At 77.1% G+C, this 19,335-nt stretch carries 15 protein-coding genes; 12 read left to right on the top strand and 3 right to left on the bottom strand.

Annotation, left to right across the window (positions count from 1 at the left end; genetic code table 11):
* Positions 1–162: 162 nt before the first annotated feature.
* The 10 genes from PHK61_RS29745 to PHK61_RS29700 all read left to right on the top strand — a co-directional run bounded on the left by PHK61_RS29745 (position 163) and on the right by PHK61_RS29700 (position 11,735).
* Positions 163–1,974 (top strand): hypothetical protein, encoded by a 1,812-nt coding sequence (locus PHK61_RS29745; RefSeq protein ID WP_274284648.1) that lies wholly within the window; start codon positions 163–165, stop codon positions 1,972–1,974.
* The gene (locus PHK61_RS29740; protein WP_274284647.1) at positions 1,971–2,963 is read left to right on the top strand and encodes an HAD-IIA family hydrolase; all 993 of its coding nucleotides are present in this window, start codon (positions 1,971–1,973) and stop codon (positions 2,961–2,963) included. The genes PHK61_RS29745 and PHK61_RS29740 overlap by 4 nt, the downstream gene beginning before the upstream one ends.
* Positions 2,964–3,017: 54 nt before the next feature.
* Positions 3,018–3,179 carry a hypothetical protein gene (locus PHK61_RS29735; protein WP_274284646.1) on the top strand — a complete coding sequence of 54 codons (162 nt, stop codon included), beginning with the start codon at positions 3,018–3,020 and terminating at the stop codon, positions 3,177–3,179.
* Positions 3,180–3,184: 5 nt separating this feature from the next.
* Positions 3,185–4,024, top strand: a complete 840-nt coding sequence (locus PHK61_RS29730; RefSeq protein ID WP_274284645.1) for a TlyA family RNA methyltransferase — start codon at positions 3,185–3,187, stop codon at positions 4,022–4,024.
* Between the two features lie 77 nt (positions 4,025–4,101).
* On the top strand, positions 4,102–5,013 hold the full coding sequence (locus PHK61_RS29725) for an NAD kinase (protein ID WP_274284651.1): 912 nt from the start codon (positions 4,102–4,104) through the stop codon (positions 5,011–5,013).
* A gap of 108 nt (positions 5,014–5,121) precedes the next feature.
* Entirely contained in the window at positions 5,122–7,035 is a 1,914-nt protein-coding gene (gene recN / locus PHK61_RS29720; protein WP_274284644.1) for a DNA repair protein RecN, read from the top strand.
* Positions 7,036–7,131: 96 nt separating this feature from the next.
* The gene (steA, locus tag PHK61_RS29715) at positions 7,132–8,325 is read left to right on the top strand and encodes a putative cytokinetic ring protein SteA (protein ID WP_274284643.1); all 1,194 of its coding nucleotides are present in this window, start codon (positions 7,132–7,134) and stop codon (positions 8,323–8,325) included.
* Positions 8,325–9,239 carry a copper transporter gene (locus tag PHK61_RS29710; protein ID WP_274284650.1) on the top strand — a complete coding sequence of 305 codons (915 nt, stop codon included), beginning with the start codon at positions 8,325–8,327 and terminating at the stop codon, positions 9,237–9,239. Before steA ends, PHK61_RS29710 begins: the two co-directional genes overlap by 1 nt.
* Before the next feature lie 91 nt (positions 9,240–9,330).
* Positions 9,331–11,061: a CTP synthase gene (locus tag PHK61_RS29705; RefSeq protein ID WP_420791455.1), complete on the top strand. Its 1,731-nt coding sequence runs from the start codon at positions 9,331–9,333 to the stop codon at positions 11,059–11,061.
* A gap of 68 nt (positions 11,062–11,129) precedes the next feature.
* Positions 11,130–11,735: an NUDIX domain-containing protein gene (locus tag PHK61_RS29700; RefSeq protein WP_274284642.1), complete on the top strand. Its 606-nt coding sequence runs from the start codon at positions 11,130–11,132 to the stop codon at positions 11,733–11,735.
* A gap of 4 nt (positions 11,736–11,739) precedes the next feature.
* On the opposite strand, the gene PHK61_RS29695 is transcribed toward PHK61_RS29700, so the two are convergent.
* Together PHK61_RS29695 and PHK61_RS29690 are read right to left on the bottom strand one after the other, a co-directional pair.
* A complete protein-coding gene (locus PHK61_RS29695) occupies positions 11,740–14,700 on the bottom strand; it encodes a winged helix-turn-helix domain-containing protein (protein ID WP_274284641.1) in 2,961 nt (986 codons plus the stop codon).
* A 126-nt stretch (positions 14,701–14,826) separates the two neighbouring features.
* Complete coding sequence (locus PHK61_RS29690) at positions 14,827–15,720, bottom strand: LLM class flavin-dependent oxidoreductase (RefSeq protein WP_274284640.1); 894 nt, start codon at positions 15,718–15,720, stop codon at positions 14,827–14,829.
* Positions 15,721–15,788: 68 nt separating this feature from the next.
* Here PHK61_RS29690 and ald point away from each other — a divergent pair, with 68 nt between their 5' ends.
* Positions 15,789–16,907 carry an alanine dehydrogenase gene (gene ald, locus PHK61_RS29685; RefSeq protein ID WP_274284639.1) on the top strand — a complete coding sequence of 373 codons (1,119 nt, stop codon included), beginning with the start codon at positions 15,789–15,791 and terminating at the stop codon, positions 16,905–16,907.
* On the top strand, positions 16,904–17,830 hold the full coding sequence (locus tag PHK61_RS29680; RefSeq protein WP_274284638.1) for a site-specific tyrosine recombinase XerD: 927 nt from the start codon (positions 16,904–16,906) through the stop codon (positions 17,828–17,830). Before ald ends, PHK61_RS29680 begins: the two co-directional genes overlap by 4 nt.
* 45 nt (positions 17,831–17,875) lie before the next feature.
* On the opposite strand, the gene PHK61_RS29675 is transcribed toward PHK61_RS29680, so the two are convergent.
* Positions 17,876–19,267 carry a cytochrome P450 gene (locus PHK61_RS29675; RefSeq protein ID WP_420791456.1) on the bottom strand — a complete coding sequence of 464 codons (1,392 nt, stop codon included), beginning with the start codon at positions 19,265–19,267 and terminating at the stop codon, positions 17,876–17,878.
* Positions 19,268–19,335 lie beyond the last annotated feature (68 nt).

Raw genomic sequence — 19,335 nt, 5'->3', positions numbered from 1 at the left:
AGGTCGTGGGAGAGTAGGACACCGCCGGAACACCCGACCACCCCCACACCGGGGGGCTGACGACGTCAACGACCCCCAGGGGTCGCAACACAGTGAGCACCACATGACGGGCAGGACTCCGGCCGGAGCCCTGCCCGTTCGCATGTCCACAGGAGGTCCGTGATGTCGTCCGACCCGTCGGAGGGTGCCGGCGCTCGCGGAGGCGATGACGGCGCTCGTCGCGGCAGGACCGCCGAGCCGTCCCGGAACGACCAGCCGTCGGGCGGCCGCGGGCCGGCCGGCCGCGACCGGGGCGCGCCCCGCGGCGGCGCGGATCGCCGCAGCGGCGGACGCCCGTCCGACCGCGGCCCCCGCGACGACCGGGGCGCCGAGCGCCCCCGCGGCGGATCCGACCGCCGCTCCGACGCCGATCGCGGGCGCAACGGCAGCCCGGAGCGTGGTGGCGCCCGTGGCGGGCCGCGACGCGGTGACGGCGGCCCGGGCGGGCGCCCGAGTGGTCCCCCGCGGGATCGCGGCGGTTCCCCGGGCTCGCGTGGCGGCCGCGTCGACGACCGCAGCGGCGGCGGCGGTGCGCGCGGTGGACGACCCGACGACCGGCGTGACGACCGCGGCTCGCACTCTCGCGACGGACAGGGACGCGACGACCGGGCCGCGCCCGAGCGCCCCCGGACCGATCGGCCGCGCGGTGGCGGTCAGGGGTACCGGCGCCAGGACGACCGGCGCCAGGACGACCGGCGCCAGGACGACCGGCGCCAGGACGACCGGCGCCAGGACGACCGCCGTCGGGACGACCGGCGGCAGGACGATCGGCGTGGGAGCGACGGGCCCCGCGGCGGACGTCCGCGTGACGACCAGCGCGGCGGCGACCGGCCGCGCACCGACCGTCCCCGTCAGGACCGACCGCGGGACGACCGTCCCCACGACGATCGTCCCGGCGGCGACCGCCCCCGGGGCGGCCGGCCGAACGGCGCGCGGCCCCAGGGCGGTCGCCCGGGTGGACGCGACGGCGGCGGACGCGACGGTGGCCGTCAGGGCGCGGCGCGCCAGGACCGCCCCCAGGGGGGCCGCGACGACCGCCGGCCCGCCCGTCCGCGGGACGACGCGCCGGCCGGCGAGCGCCCCGACAGGGTCGACCACTCGTCGGAACCCATCGCGCGCCACCAGGACGCGGCGCCCCGCCCCACCGCGCCGCCGCTGCCGGACGACATCACCCCGGACCTCCTCGACCCGGAGGCCCGCCGGGACCTGCGCGGCCTGCCCAAGGACCTGGCCGACGTGGTCGCGCGGCACCTCGTCGCCGTCGGCGAGCTCGTCGACGACGAGCCCGAGGAGGCGCTCGCCCACGCCCGCTTCGCCCGGCACCGGGCGAGCCGCGTCGCGATCGTGCGCGAGGCCTCGGGTCTCGCCGCGTACCACGCGGGGGAGTGGGCCGAGGCGCTCTCCGAGCTGCGCGCGAGCCGACGGATGGGCGGCGACGGGCACCTGCCCGCGATGGCCGACGCCGAGCGCGCCCTGGGTCGTCCGGAGCGGGCGATCGAGCTCTCGCGCAGCCCCGAGGCCCGCGACCTGAGCACCGAGGACGCCGTCGAGCTCCTCATCGTCGTCTCGGGCGCGCGCCGCGACCTCGGCGAGAACGACGCCGCGGTCGTCGGGCTGCAGGTGCCCGAGCTCGACGCGTCGCGCGACGACCCGTGGGTGCCGCGGCTGTTCTACGCCTACGCCGAGGCGCTCCAGGCGGCCGGGCGCACCGAGGACGCGGTCCGCGCGTTCCTCGAGGCTGCCCGCACGGACCTCGAGGGCGAGACGGACGCCGAGGAGCGCGCCATCATGCTGGGCGTCGGCGACCAGGGTGCCGCTGACGAGGCCGAGGCCGAGGCCGAGGCCGAGGCCGAGGACGAGGACGAGGACGAGGACCGGGACGTGGACGACGACGCGCCGGCGGGGTCCGCCGAGGCGCCGAGGTCCTCGGGATGAGCGAGCACGACGCGCTGCTCGTCGACCTCGACGGCACGGTGTACCGCGGCCCGGACGCGATCGAGGGCGCGGTCGAGACCCTCGAGGCGATCCGTGCGACCGCGACCGTCTCCTACGTCACCAACAACGCGTCCCGCGGCCCCGACGAGGTCGCCGACCACCTGCGCGAGCTCGGCCTGACCCTCGACACCGACGCCGTCGTGACGAGCGCGCAGGCCGGCGCGGCGGTGGTCGCCGAGCAGGTCGAAGCGGGCGCGAAGGTGCTGGTCGTAGGTACGGAGGCGCTCGCCGAGGAGATCCGGCTGGTGGGCCTCGAGCCGGTGCGCGCCGAGGACGACGCGCCGGTCGCGGTGGTGCAGGGCCACTCGCCGGACACGGGCTGGCGCATCCTCGCCGAGGCGGCGCTGGCGCTGAACCGGGGCGCGGTGTGGGTCGCGTGCAACGTCGACCCGACACTGCCCAACGAGCGGGGCCTGCTGCCCGGCAACGGCTCGATGGTCGCCGTGCTCCGGACGGCCTGCGCGCGCGAGCCGATGGTCGCCGGCAAGCCCGCGGCCCCGCTGCTGGCGCAGGCGATCGCGCGGGTCGGCGCGCAGCGGCCGCTGGTCGTCGGCGACCGCCTCGACACCGACATCGCGGGCGCGCACAGCGTCGACGCCGAGAGCCTGCTCGTCCTCACCGGCGTGTCCACCGCCGCGGGGCTGCTCGCCGCGCCGGCCGGGCAGCGCCCGACGTACCTCGGCGCCGACCTGCGCGTCCTGGGTGGCGACCTCGCCGCGACCGCCGTCGCCGACGGCGAGACCGGCGGCTTCACCGCGCGGCGCGAGGGCGCGGACCTGGTGCTCGAGGGCGACGGGGACGACACCAGCGCGGCCCTGCGCGCCCTGTGCCGGGCCGCCTGGGCGTCCGACGAGGAGTGGACGGGCGTGCGCGCCGCGGACGGCCCCGCCGGGAAGATGATCAGCGCACTCGGCCTGGACACCGCCTGACGGGTTAGCGTGGACGGCGACAGCATCCGGACCGACGCCGGGGAGGACGCGCCCATGACCGAGCACGACGCGCTCGCCGGCCTGCGGGACGCCGTCGCGGCGCTCCCCGACGGCGACGCGCCGGGCGACGAGTTCGACGCCGCCGAGCACGCGACCCGCTTCGAGGCGGTGCACGACGCGCTGGTCGCGGTGCTGGCCGACGTGGACCGGACCTGAGCGCGGTGGCCCGGTCCACCGCCCGCCGGCTCCGCCTGGACGCCGAGCTGGTCCGCCGCGGCCTCGCCCGCTCCCGCGAGCACGCGGCCGGGCTGATCGCGGAGGGGCGGGTGACGGTCGGGGGCGCCGTGGCCAGCAAGCCCGCGACGGCCGTCGAGACCGCCGCCGCCGTGGTCGTGCGCGAGGACGTCGACGACCCGGGCTGGGCGTCGCGGGGTGCGGGCAAGCTGCTCGGCGCGCTCGCGGCGTTCGGCCCGCAGGGGCTCGCCGTCGACGGTCGCCGCTGCCTCGATGCCGGCGCGTCCACCGGCGGGTTCACCGACGTCCTGCTGCGCCACGGGGCGCGCGAGGTCGTCGCCGTCGACGTCGGCTACGGGCAGCTCGTGTGGGCGTTGCGGACCGACCCGCGGGTCGCGGTGCACGACCGCGTCAACGTCCGCTCCCTGACCCCCGACGACATCGGCGGGCCGGTCGACCTCGTCGTCGCCGACCTGTCGTTCATCTCGCTGGGCCTGGTCCTCAACGCCCTCACCGCGTGCACGGTCCCGGGCGGCGACCTCGTGCCGATGGTCAAGCCGCAGTTCGAGGTGGGCCGCGACCGGCTCGGCGCGGGCGGGGTCGTGCGCGACCCGGCGCTGCGCGCGGCGGCCGTCCTCGACGTCGTCGCGGCGGCGCGGACGCGGGGCCTGGTGCTGCGCGACGTCGTCGCGAGCCCGGTGCCGGGACCGTCGGGCAACGTGGAGTACTTCTGCTGGCTGCGCCGGGCATCCGGGGACGACGGGACCGACGCCGGCCCGGACGCCGGGGCGCTGGTCCGGCGGGCCGTGGACGAGGGCCCGCAGTGACGACGACGGGAGGGACCCCGGTGACCGACGGGCTCGTGGAGGCCGACGCGGCGGGTGTCGCGGGCGACGACGATCGCGTGACGCGTGACGCCCTGCTCGTCGTGCACACCGGCCGGGAGGCGACGCGCAAGGTGGCGTCCCTGGCCGCCCGCCGCCTCGCCGACGCCGGGTTCGACCTGCGGATCCTCCCCGACGAGTACTCGACCGACGAGGGCCTGTTCGACGACCTGCCCGAGGGGCAGCGCCCGCGCACCGTCACCGCCGAGTCCGACGCCGCGCTCGGCATGGAGATCGTCCTGGTGCTCGGCGGGGACGGCACGCTGCTGCGCGCCGCCGAGCTCGCGCGCCACGCGCGGGTGCCGATGCTGGGTGTCAACCTCGGGCGGGTCGGCTTCCTGGCCGAGGCCGACCTCGACGACCTCGACGAGGTGCTCGACGCCGTCGTCGGGCGCACCTACCGCGTCGAGGAGCGGATGACCGTCGACGTCGTCGCCCACCAGAACGGCACCGAGCTGGGCCGGACGTGGGCGCTCAACGAGGCGATCGTCGAGAAGATGAACTGGGCGCGGCTGCTCGACGTGGTGCTCGAGGTCGACGGACGCCCGGTGTCGGAGTTCGCCTGCGACGGGGTGCTCTGCGCGACGCCGACGGGCTCGACGGCCTACGCCTTCTCGGCGGGCGGGCCCGTGGTGTGGCCCGAGGTGCAGGCGATGCTGCTGGTGCCGAGCAACGCGCACGCGCTGTTCGCGAAGCCCCTGGTGATCTCGCCGGACTCGTCGGTGGCGCTCGAGGTGTCGGGCCGCGGGGACGCCGGCGTGCTCGTCTGCGACGGGCGGCGCACCATCGAGCTGCCGCCGGGTTCGCGCGTCGAGGTGGTGCGCGGGCGCAACCCGGTGCTGCTGGCGCGGCTGCGCGTCCAGCCGTTCACCGACCGGCTCGTGCGGAAGTTCGGTCTGCCGGTGCAGGGGTGGCGCGGGCGGCAGCGCTGAGCCGGGGGCTGATCCGCCGACCGCCCGGCACCGACCGTTCGACCATGTGTTCGATCGGATCGGCGTGTTCGGCCCCGCGGCGTCGGGGGGCGTGGTTATCGTGAGGCCGTGCTCGCCGAGCTGAGGATCCAGGGCCTCGGGGTGATCGAGGATGCCACCCTCGATCTGCACCCCGGGCTCACCGTGGTCACGGGAGAGACCGGGGCCGGCAAGACGATGGTGGTCACGGGGCTGCACCTGCTGGGGGGCGGCCGCGCCGACTCCTCGCGTGTCCGTCGCGGAGCCACGCGCGCCACGGTCGAGGGGCGCTTCCTGCTGCCCCCGGCCGACGCGCTCGAGGACGACCCACCGGACGAGGACGCCGACGAGGCGCCGCGCTCGGCCCTCCACCTCGCCGCCGACGCCGGGGCCGCGCTCGACGACGACGGCAGCCTCATCGCCGCGCGCACGGTCTCGGCCGACGGGCGCTCGCGTGCCCACCTCGGCGGGCGCTCGGTGCCGATGGCGGTGCTCGGCGACGTCACCGACGCGGCGCTGGCGGTGCACGGCCAGCACGAGGCGCTGCGGCTGCTGCGCGCGGCCGAGCAGCGCGCGGTGCTCGACCGGTTCGCCGGCGCCGCGGTCGCCGAGCCGCTGGCCGCCTACCGGCGCGCGCGCACGGCGTGGCGGCACGCGGTCACCGAGCTGACCCGCCGGCGCGAGCAGGCGCGCGAGATGAGCCGCGAGGCCGACATGCTGCGCCACGGGCTCACCGAGATCGAGTCGGTCGACCCGCAGCCCGGCGAGGACGCCGACCTCGTGGCCGAGGCCCGCCGCCTAGCCGACGCGGACGACCTGCGCGCCACCGCCGCGGGCGCCGTCGCCGCGCTCGCGGGCCCGTCCGACGGCACGGGCGAGGAGCCGGACGCGGTCGGGCTGCTGGGTGAGGCGCGACGCCGCCTGCAGGGCAGCGACGACCCGGCGCTCGCCGGCCTCGACCCCCGCCTCGCCGAGGCGGCCGCGCTGCTGGGCGACGCCGCCGCGGAGCTCACCGACTACCTCGAGCGCCTCGAGGCCGACCCGCAGCGCCTCGAGCAGGTGCTCGCCCGCCAGGCCGATCTCAAGGGGCTGACCCGCAAGTACGCCGCCGACGTCGACGGGGTCCTGGCGTGGGCCGACGAGGCGCGCCGCCGGCTCGAGGGTCTCGACACCTCCGACGAGGCGCTCGCCGCGCTGGCCGCGGAGGCCGAGCAGCTCGCCGGCGAGGTCGCCGGGCACGCCGCGGCGGTGTCGGCGGCACGCCGCGAGGCCGCCGACCGCTTCGGCGCCGCCGTCTCCGCCGAGCTCGACGGCCTGGCCATGGGCTCGGCGTCGGTGCAGCTCGCGGTCGGGGTGAAGGAGGCGCCGTCCACGGACCCGGCCGCGCTCCGGGTCGACGGGCGCTGCGTGGTCGCCGGGCCCGACGGCGTCGACGAGGTCGAGCTCCTGCTCACGCCGCACGCCGGCGCGCCGGCGCTCCCGGTCCACAAGGGCGCCTCGGGCGGCGAGCTCTCGCGGGTCATGCTCGCGGTCGAGGTCGTGCTCGCGGGCGCGGACACCACGCCGACGCTCGTGTTCGACGAGGTCGATGCCGGGGTCGGCGGGCGCGCGGCGGTCGAGGTCGGGCGCCGGCTCGCGCGCCTCGCCCGCACCCACCAGGTGGTGGTCGTCACCCACCTGGCGCAGGTCGCGGCCTATGCCGATCGTCACCTCGTGGTCGACAAGGGCGGGCTGGCCGACGCCGGCGACACCGACGGCGTCACGCGCAGTGCTGTGCGGACCCTGGACGACGGCGAGCGGACGATCGAGCTGGCGCGCATGCTCGCGGGCACCGAGGAGACCGAGACCGGGCGCGCCCATGCCGAGGAGCTGCTCGCGGCCGCGGCGGCCGACCGGTCCGCGGGCACCGAGGGCGGGGCGGCGGGCGCCGAGGCGCCGACGCCGATCAGTCGCGGTGCGACCACGCGGCGTAACGGGGCCCGCCGGAGTCGCCGGGCCGGGTGACCGGCGGGCGTCCCCTCGGCGCGTCGGCTCCGTCCCCGGCGTCCCGCCGACGACCATCGGGGGCATGGGTCGCGGCACGGGTGCGGGGTGGCGGGCATGAAGTGGCCACGGGGACGCACGAAGGAGGCGCCCGCCGGCGTCGTCGGGACGGCGCGTCTCGGCGGGCGCTCGGGCGGTGAGGTCTCCCCGGAGCTGCTGCGCCGGCTCGGGCGCGGCGACATCGCGGTGATCGACCAGGTCGACCTCGACCGGGCCACCGCCCACGCGTTCGTCGACGCGGGCGTCGCCGGCGTCATCAACGTCTCGCCGTCGATCTCGGGGCGCTACCCGAACCTCGGCCCGGAGATCCTCACCGACGCCGGGGTGGCGCTCGTCGACGACGTCGGCGACGGCGTCCTGCGCCGCGTGCGCGACGGCGCCCCGGTCCGCCTGCACGACGGCGGCGTCTACCTCGGCGAAGACGAGGTCGCCCGCGGCTTCTCGCAGACCGCCGAGACCGTCGCCGACCAGCTCGCCGAGGCCCGCTCGGGGCTCGCCGCGCAGCTGGAGGCGTTCTCGGCGAACACCACGGAGTTCATGGGCCGCGAGCGGGCGATGCTGCTCGACGGCGTCGGCGTCCCCGGGCTCGAGACCGCGATGAACGGCCGGACGGTGCTCGTCGTCGCGGGCGGGTCGGACCGCGTGGAGGAGCTGCGCCGGCTCAAGCACTTCGTGCGCGAGGAGCGCCCGGTGCTCGTCGGGGTGGGCGGCGGCGCCGCGCTGCTCAGGACCGTCGGGTTCACGCCCGCGGTGGTCGTCGGCACCGCCCTGGAGATCGACCCGGAGCTCGCGCGCAAGGCCGTCGACGTCGTGATCCCGGCCGACACCGACGGGCACATCGCGGGGCTGGCCCGCCTGCAGGACGCCGGCATCGACCCGGTCGGGTTCCCGTCGTCGGCGAACCCCGAGGACATGGCCCTGATCCTCGCCCAGCGCCACGGCGCTTCGCTGGTCGTCGCGTGCGGGTTCGACGCGACCCTGTCGGGGTTCCTCGACCGCGGCCGCTCGGGGAGCAACCCGTCGACGGTGCTCACGCGGCTGCGCCTGGGCCCGACGCTGGTGGACGCGTCCGCGGTGGCCGCGCTGCACCGCCACCGGGTGACCACGGGGGCGGTCCTGCTCCTGCTGCTGGCCGTGATGGCGGTCGGCGCGACGGCGCTGTTCGCGAGCGGGCTCGCCGAGGCGATCGTGATGCTCGTGCGCGAGGGGTGGGCGGCCGCGCTGGCCGCCGCCCAGGGGGTCGGGACGTGATGTCGCTGCGCTACCACGTCGTGTCGATCGCGGCGGTGCTGCTGGCGCTCGCGCTCGGTGTGGTCCTGGGGGCCTCGGCGCTGTCGGGGCGGGTGCTGGGGGCCCTGACCTCGGACCGCGACCAGCTCGCCGCCGAGGTCGTCGCCATGCGGGGCGAGCGCGACGCGGCGAGTGCCCAGCTGCTGGCCACCGAGCGCCTCGTCGGCGCCGGCGCGCCGTCGACGGTCGCGAACGTGCTGTCGGGTCGGGGGGTCGCGGTCGTCGCCGCACCGGGCGCGGACCCGGCCGACGTCGACGCCGTGTCCGAGCTCGTCGCCCGCGCGGGCGGGCGCGTGGCGGGCCGGGTGGCCCTGACCGACGCCGCCGTCGCGCCCGACCGCGCCGAGGCGCTGCGGGCACTGGTGCCGCGGCTGCTGCCCGCCGGGGCGCAGCTGCCGACGACCACCGACACCGGCACGCTCACGGGCTCGCTGCTCGCGTCGCTGCTGGTGGCCCGTCCGAGCGGCGTGGGCGAGCAGACCACCGGCGCGGAGGTCGCGACGGCGCTGCGGGCGCTCTCCGACGCGGGGTACGTCCGGGCCCCCGACGGGCCCGGTGCCGCGCCGGGCGAGCTCGCGCTCGTCGTGGCCGGCGGCGGCGCCGACCCGGCCCGCGACACCGTGCTCGCGCGGATCGCGGGGGAGATGGACCGGGTGGGCGCGGGCGCCGTGCTCGCCGGGCGCACCGGGTCCGGAGCGGTGACGGCCGTGCGTGCGGACCCGGCGCTGCGCTCGGGGCTGTCCACCGTCGACGGGCTGCAGGGCCCGGCCTCGCGGGTCGCGAGCGTGCTGGCTCTGCGCGAGCAGGCCGACGGACGGACCGGCGTCTACGGGCCCGCCGCGGGCACCTTTACGCCGCAGCCCGCCGCGGGGTGAGGGTCGCTCGGCGGGGGCGGGGACGAGGTCCGTTACCCTGAAGCCCCGTGAATGGCGGAGCTTCTCCTCGGATGCCTGCGGGGTCCTGATCATGCAGCCGGCGCGGACGACCAAGCACGTGTTCGTCACCGGGGGCGTCGCCTCGTCGCTGGGCAAGGGGCTGACGGCGTCGAGCCTCGGCCAGCTGCTCACCGCACGCGGCCTGCGCGTGACGATGCAGAAGCTCGACCCGTACCTCAACGTCGACCCCGGGACGATGAACCCGTTCCAGCACGGCGAGGTCTTCGTGACCGAGGACGGGGCCGAGACCGACCTCGACATCGGGCACTACGAGCGGTTCCTCGACCGTGACCTGTCCGCCCGGGCCAACGTGACGACCGGGCAGGTGTACTCGAGCGTCATCGCCAAGGAGCGGCGCGGCGAGTACCTCGGCGACACCGTGCAGGTCATCCCGCACATCACCGACGAGATCAAGTCCAGGGTGCTGGCGATGCGCACCGACGACCCGGCGCCCGACGTGGTGATCACCGAGGTCGGCGGCACCGTCGGCGACATCGAGTCGCTGCCCTTCCTCGAGGCCGCGCGCCAGCTGCGCCACGAGGTCGGCCGCGACAACTGCTTCTTCCTGCACGTCTCGCTGGTCCCGTTCCTCGCGCCGTCGGGCGAGCTCAAGACCAAGCCGACCCAGCACTCGGTGGCCGCGCTGCGCAACATCGGTATCCAGCCCGACGGGCTGGTGCTGCGCGCCGACCGCGCCATCCCCGACGACATGACGCGCAAGATCAGCCTCATGTGCGACGTCGACGAGGACGGCGTCGTCGCCTGCCCGGACGCGCGGTCGATCTACGACATCCCGAAGGTACTGCACACCGAGGGCCTCGACGCCTACGTCGTCCGCCGGCTCGGGCTGCCGTTCCGCGACGTCGACTGGACCGTCTGGGGCGACCTGCTCGACCGCGTGCACCACCCCACCGAGACCGTCGAGATCGCGATCGTCGGCAAGTACGTCGACCTGCCCGACGCCTACCTCTCGGTCACCGAGGCCCTGCGCGCCGGCGGGTTCGCCCACCGCGCCCGCGTCGCCGTGCGCTGGGTGGGCTCCGACGAGTGCGAGACGCCGGCCGGTGCCGCCGCCGCGCTCGCGGGCGTCGACGGCATCCTCGTCCCCGGCGGCTTCGGCATCCGGGGCATCGAGGGCAAGGTCGGCGCGCTCGACCACGCCCACCGCCGCGGCATCCCGGCGCTGGGGCTGTGCCTGGGCCTGCAGTGCATGGTCATCCACGCCGCGCGGTCGATGGCCGGCCTGGAGGGCGCGAACTCCGCCGAGTTCGACGAGGACACCCCGCACCCGGTGATCTCGACGATGGCCGACCAGACCGACGTCGTCGCCGGCGAGCGCGACATGGGCGGCACGATGCGCCTCGGCGCCTGGCCCGCGCTGCTCGCACCCGAGACGATCACGCGCGCGGCCTACGGGACGGGGCGGATCACCGAGCGGCACCGCCACCGCTACGAGGTCAACAACGCCTACCGCGAGCGGCTCGCCGAGGCCGGGCTGGTCTTCTCCGGCACGTCGCCGGACGGCGCGCTCGTCGAGTTCGTCGAGCTGCCCCGCGACGAGCACCCGTTCTTCGTCGGCACCCAGGCGCACCCCGAGCTCAAGAGCCGCCCGACCCGCGCGCACCCGCTGTTCCGCGCGTTCGTCGCCGCGGCGCTGCGCCACCTGGCGTCGCAGCGTCTGGACCTGGAGACCGGCAACGGGACGGATTCCGTGGGCTCGGTGGACGAGGTGCTCGACGAGCCGGCCGGCGCGACCTCGTGACGGCACCCCGCACGCCCGACTCGCTCGCCGATCCCCATCGCGCAGACCCGTCCCACGACTTCGCCGTCGTGGACAGCGAGACCCTGTACGAGGGCCCGATCTTCGCGCTGCGCCGCGACGACGTGCGGATGCCCGGCGGGCGGATCGCCGGACGGGAGAAGGTCGAGCACTTCGGCGCCGTCGCGATCGCGGCGCTCGACGAGGACGACCGCCTCGTCATGATCTACCAGTACCGGCCCGCGCTGGGCCGGCGGATCTGGGAGATGCCCGCGGGGCTGCTCGACGACCCGTCCGAGGAGCCGGTCGTGGCGGCGCGGCGCGAGCTGGTCGAGGAGGTCGGCATCGAGGCCGACGAGTGGTCGACGCTCGTCGACATCGTGGGCTGCCCCGGCTTCGCCGACGAGTCGGTGCGCGTGTTCCTCGCCCGCGGGCTGCGCGCGGTGGAGCGCCCGGCGAGCGGCGACGACGAGGAGGCGGACCTCGTGATCCGCCGGATCCCGCTCGACGACCTCGTCACCGGCGCGATGTCGGGGGCGCTGGTCAACGGGCCGTGCGTGGCGGGAGTGTTCGCCGCGGCGGCGGTGCGCGACGGCCGTTCCGCGGCCCGGCCCGTCGACGCGGAATGGCTCGACCGCCCGGCGCAGTTCGCCGCCCGGCGCGCCGCGCGTCGCTGAGCACTTACCACCGCGCGCCCCGCACGACGTCACGGCCGGCTCGTCCCGGAGGGCGGGCCGGCCGTGGGGGTCGACGACGGGTCAGGCGGTGACGATCTCCCGGCGGGTCGGGACGGATCGGGGGCTGGTCCCGCGCAGGAGCCCCAGGCCGAGGATGCCCATCGTCGCGATGAGGAGCAGGTCGGTGACCACCGCGACGGGCAGCAGGCTGAAGATCCGCCCGACCGGGAAGAGCAGCGCGGCCAGGGCGAAGGCCGCGGCCACGGGCCGGGAGGCCCGGCCCGTGACGCCCAGCAGCACCGCGAGCGCGACCATCGACGGCGGGAACAGCAGCCCGGGACCGCGCAGGGCCAGGGCGCCGATCAGGTTCACCTCGTCGAGGCCGGGCGTGCCGAACAGACCGGCTTGCACCCCGTCGACGCCGAAGGCGACGCCGCCGGCGGTGCCGGCGAGGCACAGGACGGTGAGGGCGGCCGCCGCGCGCGGGGCGGCCGGCTCGGCCCAGCGGGCGAGGCCCACCACCGCGACCGCGAACGCGATCAACGGTGCGGCCGCCGACCTCCTCGAGCAGTGGCCGCACCTCGTCCCCGGCCAGCGCGAGCAGGCCGGGCATCCGCCACCGGCGAGCGGTCTCCACGACCTCGCGGGTCGCGCCCACCGCCTCGGCGTGGCGGCCCGCCGCGGCGAGCACCAGTGCCCGGTCGAGGGACGACGGGACGAGGAACGGCGCGACCACCACCGTGCCGCCCCGCGCCAGGTGCTCGGCGGCGCCGGCCGGGTCCCCGGCGGCCAGCGAGGCCTGGGCCCGCACGACGGCCCCCGCGACCCGGCCGAGCGGGTGCCCGCCGGGGGTGGTGCCCCGCGCCAGGGCGTCCAGCTCCGCGGTGCGGCCCTGGCGGCGCAGGACGCGCGCGAGGAGCGCGTGGCGCACGGGGACGAGGTCGCGGTCCAGGTCGGTGGCGGTCTCGGTGTCGGGGCGGCAGCGGGCCTCGGCGAGGGCGAGGTCGCCGCGCGCGTGGGCGACGGCCGCCCGGACCCAGTCGAGGGTGGCGCGCAGATAGGGCAGGCCGCCCAGGCGTTCGGGCAGGTCCGCGGCCTCGGTCACCGCCGCGTCGGCCTCGTTCCACCGCACGGTGAGCAGACCGAGGTACGCCCGCTGCACGAGCGTGCCCAGCCGGATCAGCGGCGTCGGGTGCGGGTGCGCCTCGGTGCGCGCCACGTGCTCGGCGACGAGGTCGACGCCCCCCTCGTGGCCGATCAGCAGGGGACCGAGGTGCCGGGCCAGGACCTCGAGGACGCCGTCGTCCCCCGACGACACGGCCACGGCGACGGCGGTCCGGGTGCGCGCCGCGCACGCGTCGCCGTCCCCGGTGTGGGCCGCGGCGTAGGCCCGGGAGAGGTGGTGCTCGGCGCGGGCGGACGGGGACAGGCGGGCGAACGCCGGGTCGTCCTCGAGCGCAGCGAGGATCGGGACGAGCCGGGCGTGGTCGGCGGTAGCGACGTGCAACGCGCGGGCCGCGAGCCACTGCGTCACGCGCTCGGCGGGCCCGGCGGCGGTCGCTGCCGCCAGCGCCGGCTCGAGCAGGGCCGTCGCCTCCGCGAGGCGGCCGCGCTGCACGGCGGCGAACCCGGCCAGGACGCCGAGGCGGGGTCGGGCGGTCACGTCGGCGGGCGGCAGGCGGCGGATCCAGGTCTCGAGGTGGTGGAGCTCGGCGGGGCGGGGGAAGTCGGGGCCGGCGAGCGCGGCCACGGCGTCGGCGGCCTCGGCACCTGCGCCGGCGGCGAGCAGGTGCTCCACCCGGGCGGCCGGGTCGGCGACGGCGGCCGCTGCGCTGCGGTGCAGGTCCGGGACCCGCGCCGGGTCCTCGGCGGCGAGCCGGCGGCGCAGGGCCGCGGCCAGCAGGTCGTGGTGGCGCAGCACGGGGCCACGGTCGGCGGCCCCGGGGTCGGCGGCCCCGGGGTCGGCGGCCCCGGGGTCGGCGGCTCCGGGGTCGGCGGCTCCGGGGTCGGCGACGAGCAGGAGCGGGCCGAGCCGGGCGCGCGCGGTCGCGAGCAGGGCCGGCGCGTCGTCGCGCCCGGTGACCGCGGCGCACACCGCGGGCTCGAGGACGTCGAGCACGGCGGTGTCGAGCAGGAAGCGGCGCAGCTCGGGGGTCTCCGCCCCGAGGACCTCGGCGTCGAGGTAGTCGTCGAGCGCCTCCGGCGCGGTGCCGAGCAGGCGCACCCCGGTGGTCCACCCGCCGGCCGCCGCGACCACCTCGCGCACCCGCTCGCGGGACAGCGCGAGGCCCAGCCGGTCGTTGAGGAGGACCTCGGCGCGCTCCGGGGAGATCCGCAGGTCGGCGTCGTGCACCTCGTGGATCTGCGCCCGGGCGCGCAGCCGCGGCATCGGCAGCGGCGGCTCCCGGCGGGCGGTCACCAGCAGGTGCAGCGCGGGCGGGAGGTTCGCGACGAGGTAGTCGAGCACCGCGCGGACACCGGGCGCCCCGAGGGTGTGCAGGTCGTCGAGCACCAGGAGCAGCGGCGGCGGCTCGGCGACCACCAGGTCGTTGACCAGCACCCCGATCGCCCGCCGGGGATCGGCCGACGCGGGCAGACCGGTGTCGAGCAGCTGGCGCGACCCGGCGCAGCCGCCGTCGACCAGCGGGTCGAGGGCCCGGACCAGGAGCTCGACGACACTCGCCGGGTCGTCGTCGAGCTCGTCGAACCGCAGCCACCCTGCGCGGCGGGCGCAGCGCTCGACCACCGACGAGGCCAGCGTGCTCTTCCCGGCGCCCGCGGCCGCGACGACGACCGTCACGGGGACCTCCCCGACGGCGCGCGCGGTGCGGGCGAGCAGCTCCGGGTCGGGCACCGTGTCCTCCGCCGGCGGCGGGCGGAACAGCTTCGTGCGCGGCACCCAGTCCCACCGCGGCGTCCGGACGAGCGGCACCACCGGCGCGACGTCGCCGGGCTCAGCGGCCATCGGGGTCCCCCTGCCGCGTCGGCGCCGCGGTCGCCTCGCGCCGCGCCATCCTGCTCATCGCGGTCATCGTGCCAGCGCCCGGGGACCGTCGGAGGACGTCGTCCGTCGCCGGCCGGCGGCGCCGGTTCACGCGACGCGGCGCAGGACCTCGTGGACCAGCTCGAGGGTCGCGTCGATCCCCGGTGCGGCATACATCGGGTCGACGAAGACGTCGGTGAACCCCGTGGCGTCGACGAGGCGTCGGGTGCCGTCGGCGATCGCGGCCGCGTCCACGCCCGCGGCGACGTCGACCCGCAGCGCGGTGCCGACGTCGGCGGGGTCGCGGCCGGCCTCGGTGGCGGCGGCGTCGACGTTCGCGCGGAAGCGGCACAGGGCGCGCGCCTGGCCCTCGAGGTCGTCGGCGGGCAGGCGGCCGACCGGCAGCCACCCGTCGGCGCGGCGCCCGACGCGGCGCAGCGCGGAGTCGGTCCACGCCGAGAGATAGACCGCCGGTCGCTCGCGCGGGGTGTCGACGTGCACGGCGGGCAGCGGGAAGCGCGGGCCGGGCAGGGGCGCGGGCATGTCCGACCACAGGGTGTCGAGGCCGTCGAGCAGCTCGTCGAGCCGGGCTCCGCGGTGGTCGAAGTCCAGTCCGGCGCCGGCGTACTCCTCGGGCGACCAGCCGATGCCGAGGCCCGCGACGAGCCGCGCGCCGGCGATCGCGCTGATGGTGCCCAGCGAGCGGGCCAGCACCGCCGGCGGGTAGAGCGGCCCGACCAGGACGCTGGTGCCGAGCACCGCGCGTGACGTCGCCGCTGCCGCGACCGCGAGCAGGGCGAACGGATCCAGGGCGCGGCGGAACTCGACGGGGACCGTGTCGGTGCCGGCGTAGCCGACCTGCGGGTCGACGGCGGCGAGCAGGCGATCGCCGACCCACAGGCTCGCGGCGCCGGCCTCCTCGGCCGCGGCCGCGAAGGCGCCGATCCGGTCGGCCTCGTCGACGGCGTCCCCGAACTGCGGCAGCGTGGTCCCGAGTCGCACGACGATCAGTGTGTCGCGCCCGCGCGCGGCGGGCCGACGGGGGCGGCGGGCCCGGCTATGGTCCCGCCATGAAGGTGGGCGTGCCGCGGGAGGTCAAGGACCACGAGGACCGGGTGGCGCTGACGCCCATCGGCGTCACCGAGCTCGTGCGGCGTGGCCACGAGGTCATGGTGGAGACCGGCGCCGGGGTCGGGTCGGCGATCACCGACGACGCCTTCCGCGAGGCGGGCGCCACGGTGATCGACTCCGCCGACGACGTCTGGGCCTCGAGCGACCTGCTGCTCAAGGTCAAGGAACCGGTCGCCGAGGAGTACCACCGGCTGCGGCGCGACCAGGTGCTGTTCACCTACCTGCACCTCGCGGCGTCGCGCGAGTGCACGCAGGCGCTGCTCGACGCGGGCGCCACGGCCGTCGCGTACGAGACCGTGCAGACCGAGGACGGGGCGCTGCCGCTGCTCGCGCCGATGAGCGAGATCGCGGGCCGCATGGCGCCGCAGGTCGGCGCGCACCACCTGGAGAACGCGCAGGGCGGGCGCGGCGTGCTGCTCGGCGGGGTGCCCGGCGTGCGGCCGGGCCGGGTCGCGGTGATCGGCGCGGGGACCTCGGGGCTCGCGGCCACGACGATCGCGGTCGGGCTGCGGGCGTCGGTGGAGGTCCTCGACGTCAACGTGCGCGCGCTGCGCCGCGTCGACGAGATCTTCTCCGGCAGCGTGCGGACCGTCCTGTCGAGCACCCCGGAGGTCGAGCGCGCGTGCCGCGAGGCCGACCTCGTGATCGGGGCGGTGCTGGTGCCGGGCGCGAAGGCGCCGGTGCTGGTGCCCAACGAGCTCGTCGCGCAGATGCGCAGCGGGTCCGTGCTCGTCGACCTGGCCGTCGACCAGGGCGGATGCTTCGCCGACACCCGCCCCACCACCCACGCGGAGCCGACGTACCGCGTGCACGACTCGATCTTCTACTGCGTCGCGAACGTCCCGGGCGCGGTACCGACCACGTCGACGCGGGCGCTCACCGGCGTCACGCTGCCCTACGTGGTCGCCCTCGCCGACCGGGGGCTCGCGGACGCCGCGGCCGCCGATCCGGCGCTGGCGCGGGGCGTCAACGTCGTCGACGGCGAACTGACCTCGGAGGCCGTGGGCGAGGCGCACGACCTGCCGGTGCGGCCCCTGGCCGAGGTGCTGCCGGGGTGACGGCGCCGGACGCGGCGGTCACCGCCTACCTCGACCACCTGCTGGTGGAGCGGGGCACGGCGGAGAACACGCTCGCGTCCTACCGGCGGGACCTGCGGCGCTACCTGGAGCACCTCGAGGCCGCCGGGGTGCGCGACCTCGCCGAGGTCACCGAGCGGCACGTGGGCGACTTCCTCGTCGGGCTGCGCACCGGCGCGCACGGGCGGGCGCCGCTGGCCACGGCGTCGGCGACCCGCGCCGTCGTGGCCGTGCGGGGCCTGCACCGCTTCGCGCTGGCCGAGGGCATGGTGGCGATCGACGTGGCCCGCGAGGTGCACCCGCCGTCGCCGCCGCGCCGGCTGCCGAAGGCGCTCGACGTCGCCACGGTCGGGCGGCTGCTCGAGGCGCGGGGCGGCGAGGCCGACGACCTCGCCGGCGTCCGCGACCGCGCCCTGCTCGAGCTGCTCTACTCCACCGGGGCGCGCATCTCCGAGGCGGTCGGGCTGGACGTCGACGACGTGGACGTGACCCAGCGCGCGGTGCGGCTGGCGGGCAAGGGCGGCAAGGAGCGGATCGTGCCGATCGGGCGCCCGGCACTCGCCGCCCTCGAGGCCTACCGGGTGCGGGCGCGCCCGGGGCTCGCGAGCCGGGGGCGGGGCACGCCGGCGCTGTTCCTCAACGCGCGGGGCGCGCGCCTGTCGCGCCAGAGCGCGTGGGCGTCGCTGCGCGCGGCCGCCGACCGCGCGGGGGTCGGCGGCGCGATCTCCCCGCACACGCTGCGCCACTCGTTCGCGACCCACCTGCTCGACGGCGGCGCCGACCTGCGCATCGTGCAGGAGCTGCTCGGCCACGCCTCGGTGACCACGACGCAGATCTACACCCAGGTCACCGTCGACACCCTGCGCGAGGTCTTCGCGATGGCCCACCCCCGCGCCCGTACGTGAGCGAGATTCCCGGCCATAGCCGGGAATGTCGCTCACATGAGCCGGTCAGCGCAGGGGCTCCAGGCGCAGGGGGAGGCCGTCGGCGGGGACGGGCAGCGAGGTGTTGTCCCAGCGCGGCCGGTAGCCCGGCGCGACGGCGATCCGGTGGTTCCGCAGCAGCTCGTGCAGGATCGCGGTGACCTCGAGCGAGCCGAAGAGCATCCCCAGGCACTTGTGCACGCCGCCGCCGAACGGGATCCAGGCGTCGCGGTGGGCCTTGTCCTCGCGGCGTGGCTCGGCGAAGCGTTCGGGGTCGAACACGTCGGGGTCGGTCCAGACCGCCGGGTCGTGGTGGTTGGTCGCCCCCGCCGCCATGACGAGCTGGCCCGCCGGCAGGAAGTGACCCAGCAGGGCGGTGTCCTTCGTCGTCCGGCGCATCACGACCGGTACCGGCGCCGCGAGCCGCAGCGCCTCCTTGATGACGAGGTCGAGCGTGGTCAGCGACTGCAGGGCGGCCAGGTCGGGCGGACCGTCGCCGAGCGCGAGCGACTCCGCGCGCGCCCTCTCCTGCCACTCCGGGTTCGCGGCGAGGTAGTACGCCGCGGCGGCGCTGGTGATCGTCGAGGTGTCGTGGGCGGCCATCATCAGGAAGATCATGTGGTTCACGACGTCGTCGTCGGTGAACGCCTCGCCCTCCGGGGTCCGGGCGCGGCACAGCACCGAGAACAGGTCGTCGCCCTCGCCGGCCCGCTTGGCCGGGAGCGCCATGCGGAAGTAGCGCTCGAGCAGGGCGCGCCCGCGCAGGCCGGCGCGGTAGCGGGTGCCGGGCAGGTCGCGGCGCACGATCGAGCTTGCCGCCTGGACGCAGTCCATGAACGCCTGGTTGACGGCGTCGGCCTCCGGGCCCGACCGGTCGTCCATGAACACGTGGGTGGCGACGTCGAGGGTCAGGCTCTTGAGCATCGGGTAGATGCGGAGCTGCTGGTCACGGGGCCAGGACGGGATGGCCTCGCGGAGCACCGGGACGGTCCGGTCGACGTATCCGCGGATGCGGGGCGCGGTGAAGGCCTCCGGCATGACGCGGCGGTGGACGCGGTGGTCGTCGCCGTCGAGCAGCATGAGGCCGCGGTGGAAGAAGTCGTCGACGAGGAAGCGCCAGCCGTCCTGCGAGTAGGCCTTGTCGGGGTTGGTCAGCACCTGGTGCGTGGCGTCGGGGCCGGCCGCGATGACGACGTGCTCGCCGACGAACCCGCACCACGAGACCGGGCCGAGCGCGGCGTGCCGGGCACGCGTGAAGGCGCTGCCGTAGCGGATGTAGGACAGCGTGTGCCCGATGACCGGCGGGCCGGCGTCGCCCGGGACGGCGCGCAGACCCGACCCGGCGGGCGGTGCCGCGAGCGGCACGGCCCGGCGCGGGCGGGTCTTCTCGAACAGGCGCCGGTCCACGCCCGCGGGCATCGGCGTGAGGACGACGGACGACAGGCGCTCGCCCGTCGCGGTACGGACCAGGGACACGGCCACCTCCA

Origin of the sequence: Actinomycetospora lutea, from assembly GCF_028737205.1 — a bacterium.
In the GTDB taxonomy this organism is placed as follows: domain Bacteria; phylum Actinomycetota; class Actinomycetes; order Mycobacteriales; family Pseudonocardiaceae; genus Actinomycetospora; species Actinomycetospora lutea.
Note: the sequence above shows the minus strand (reverse complement) of the source record. Positions and strands in the feature narration are given on the sequence as shown.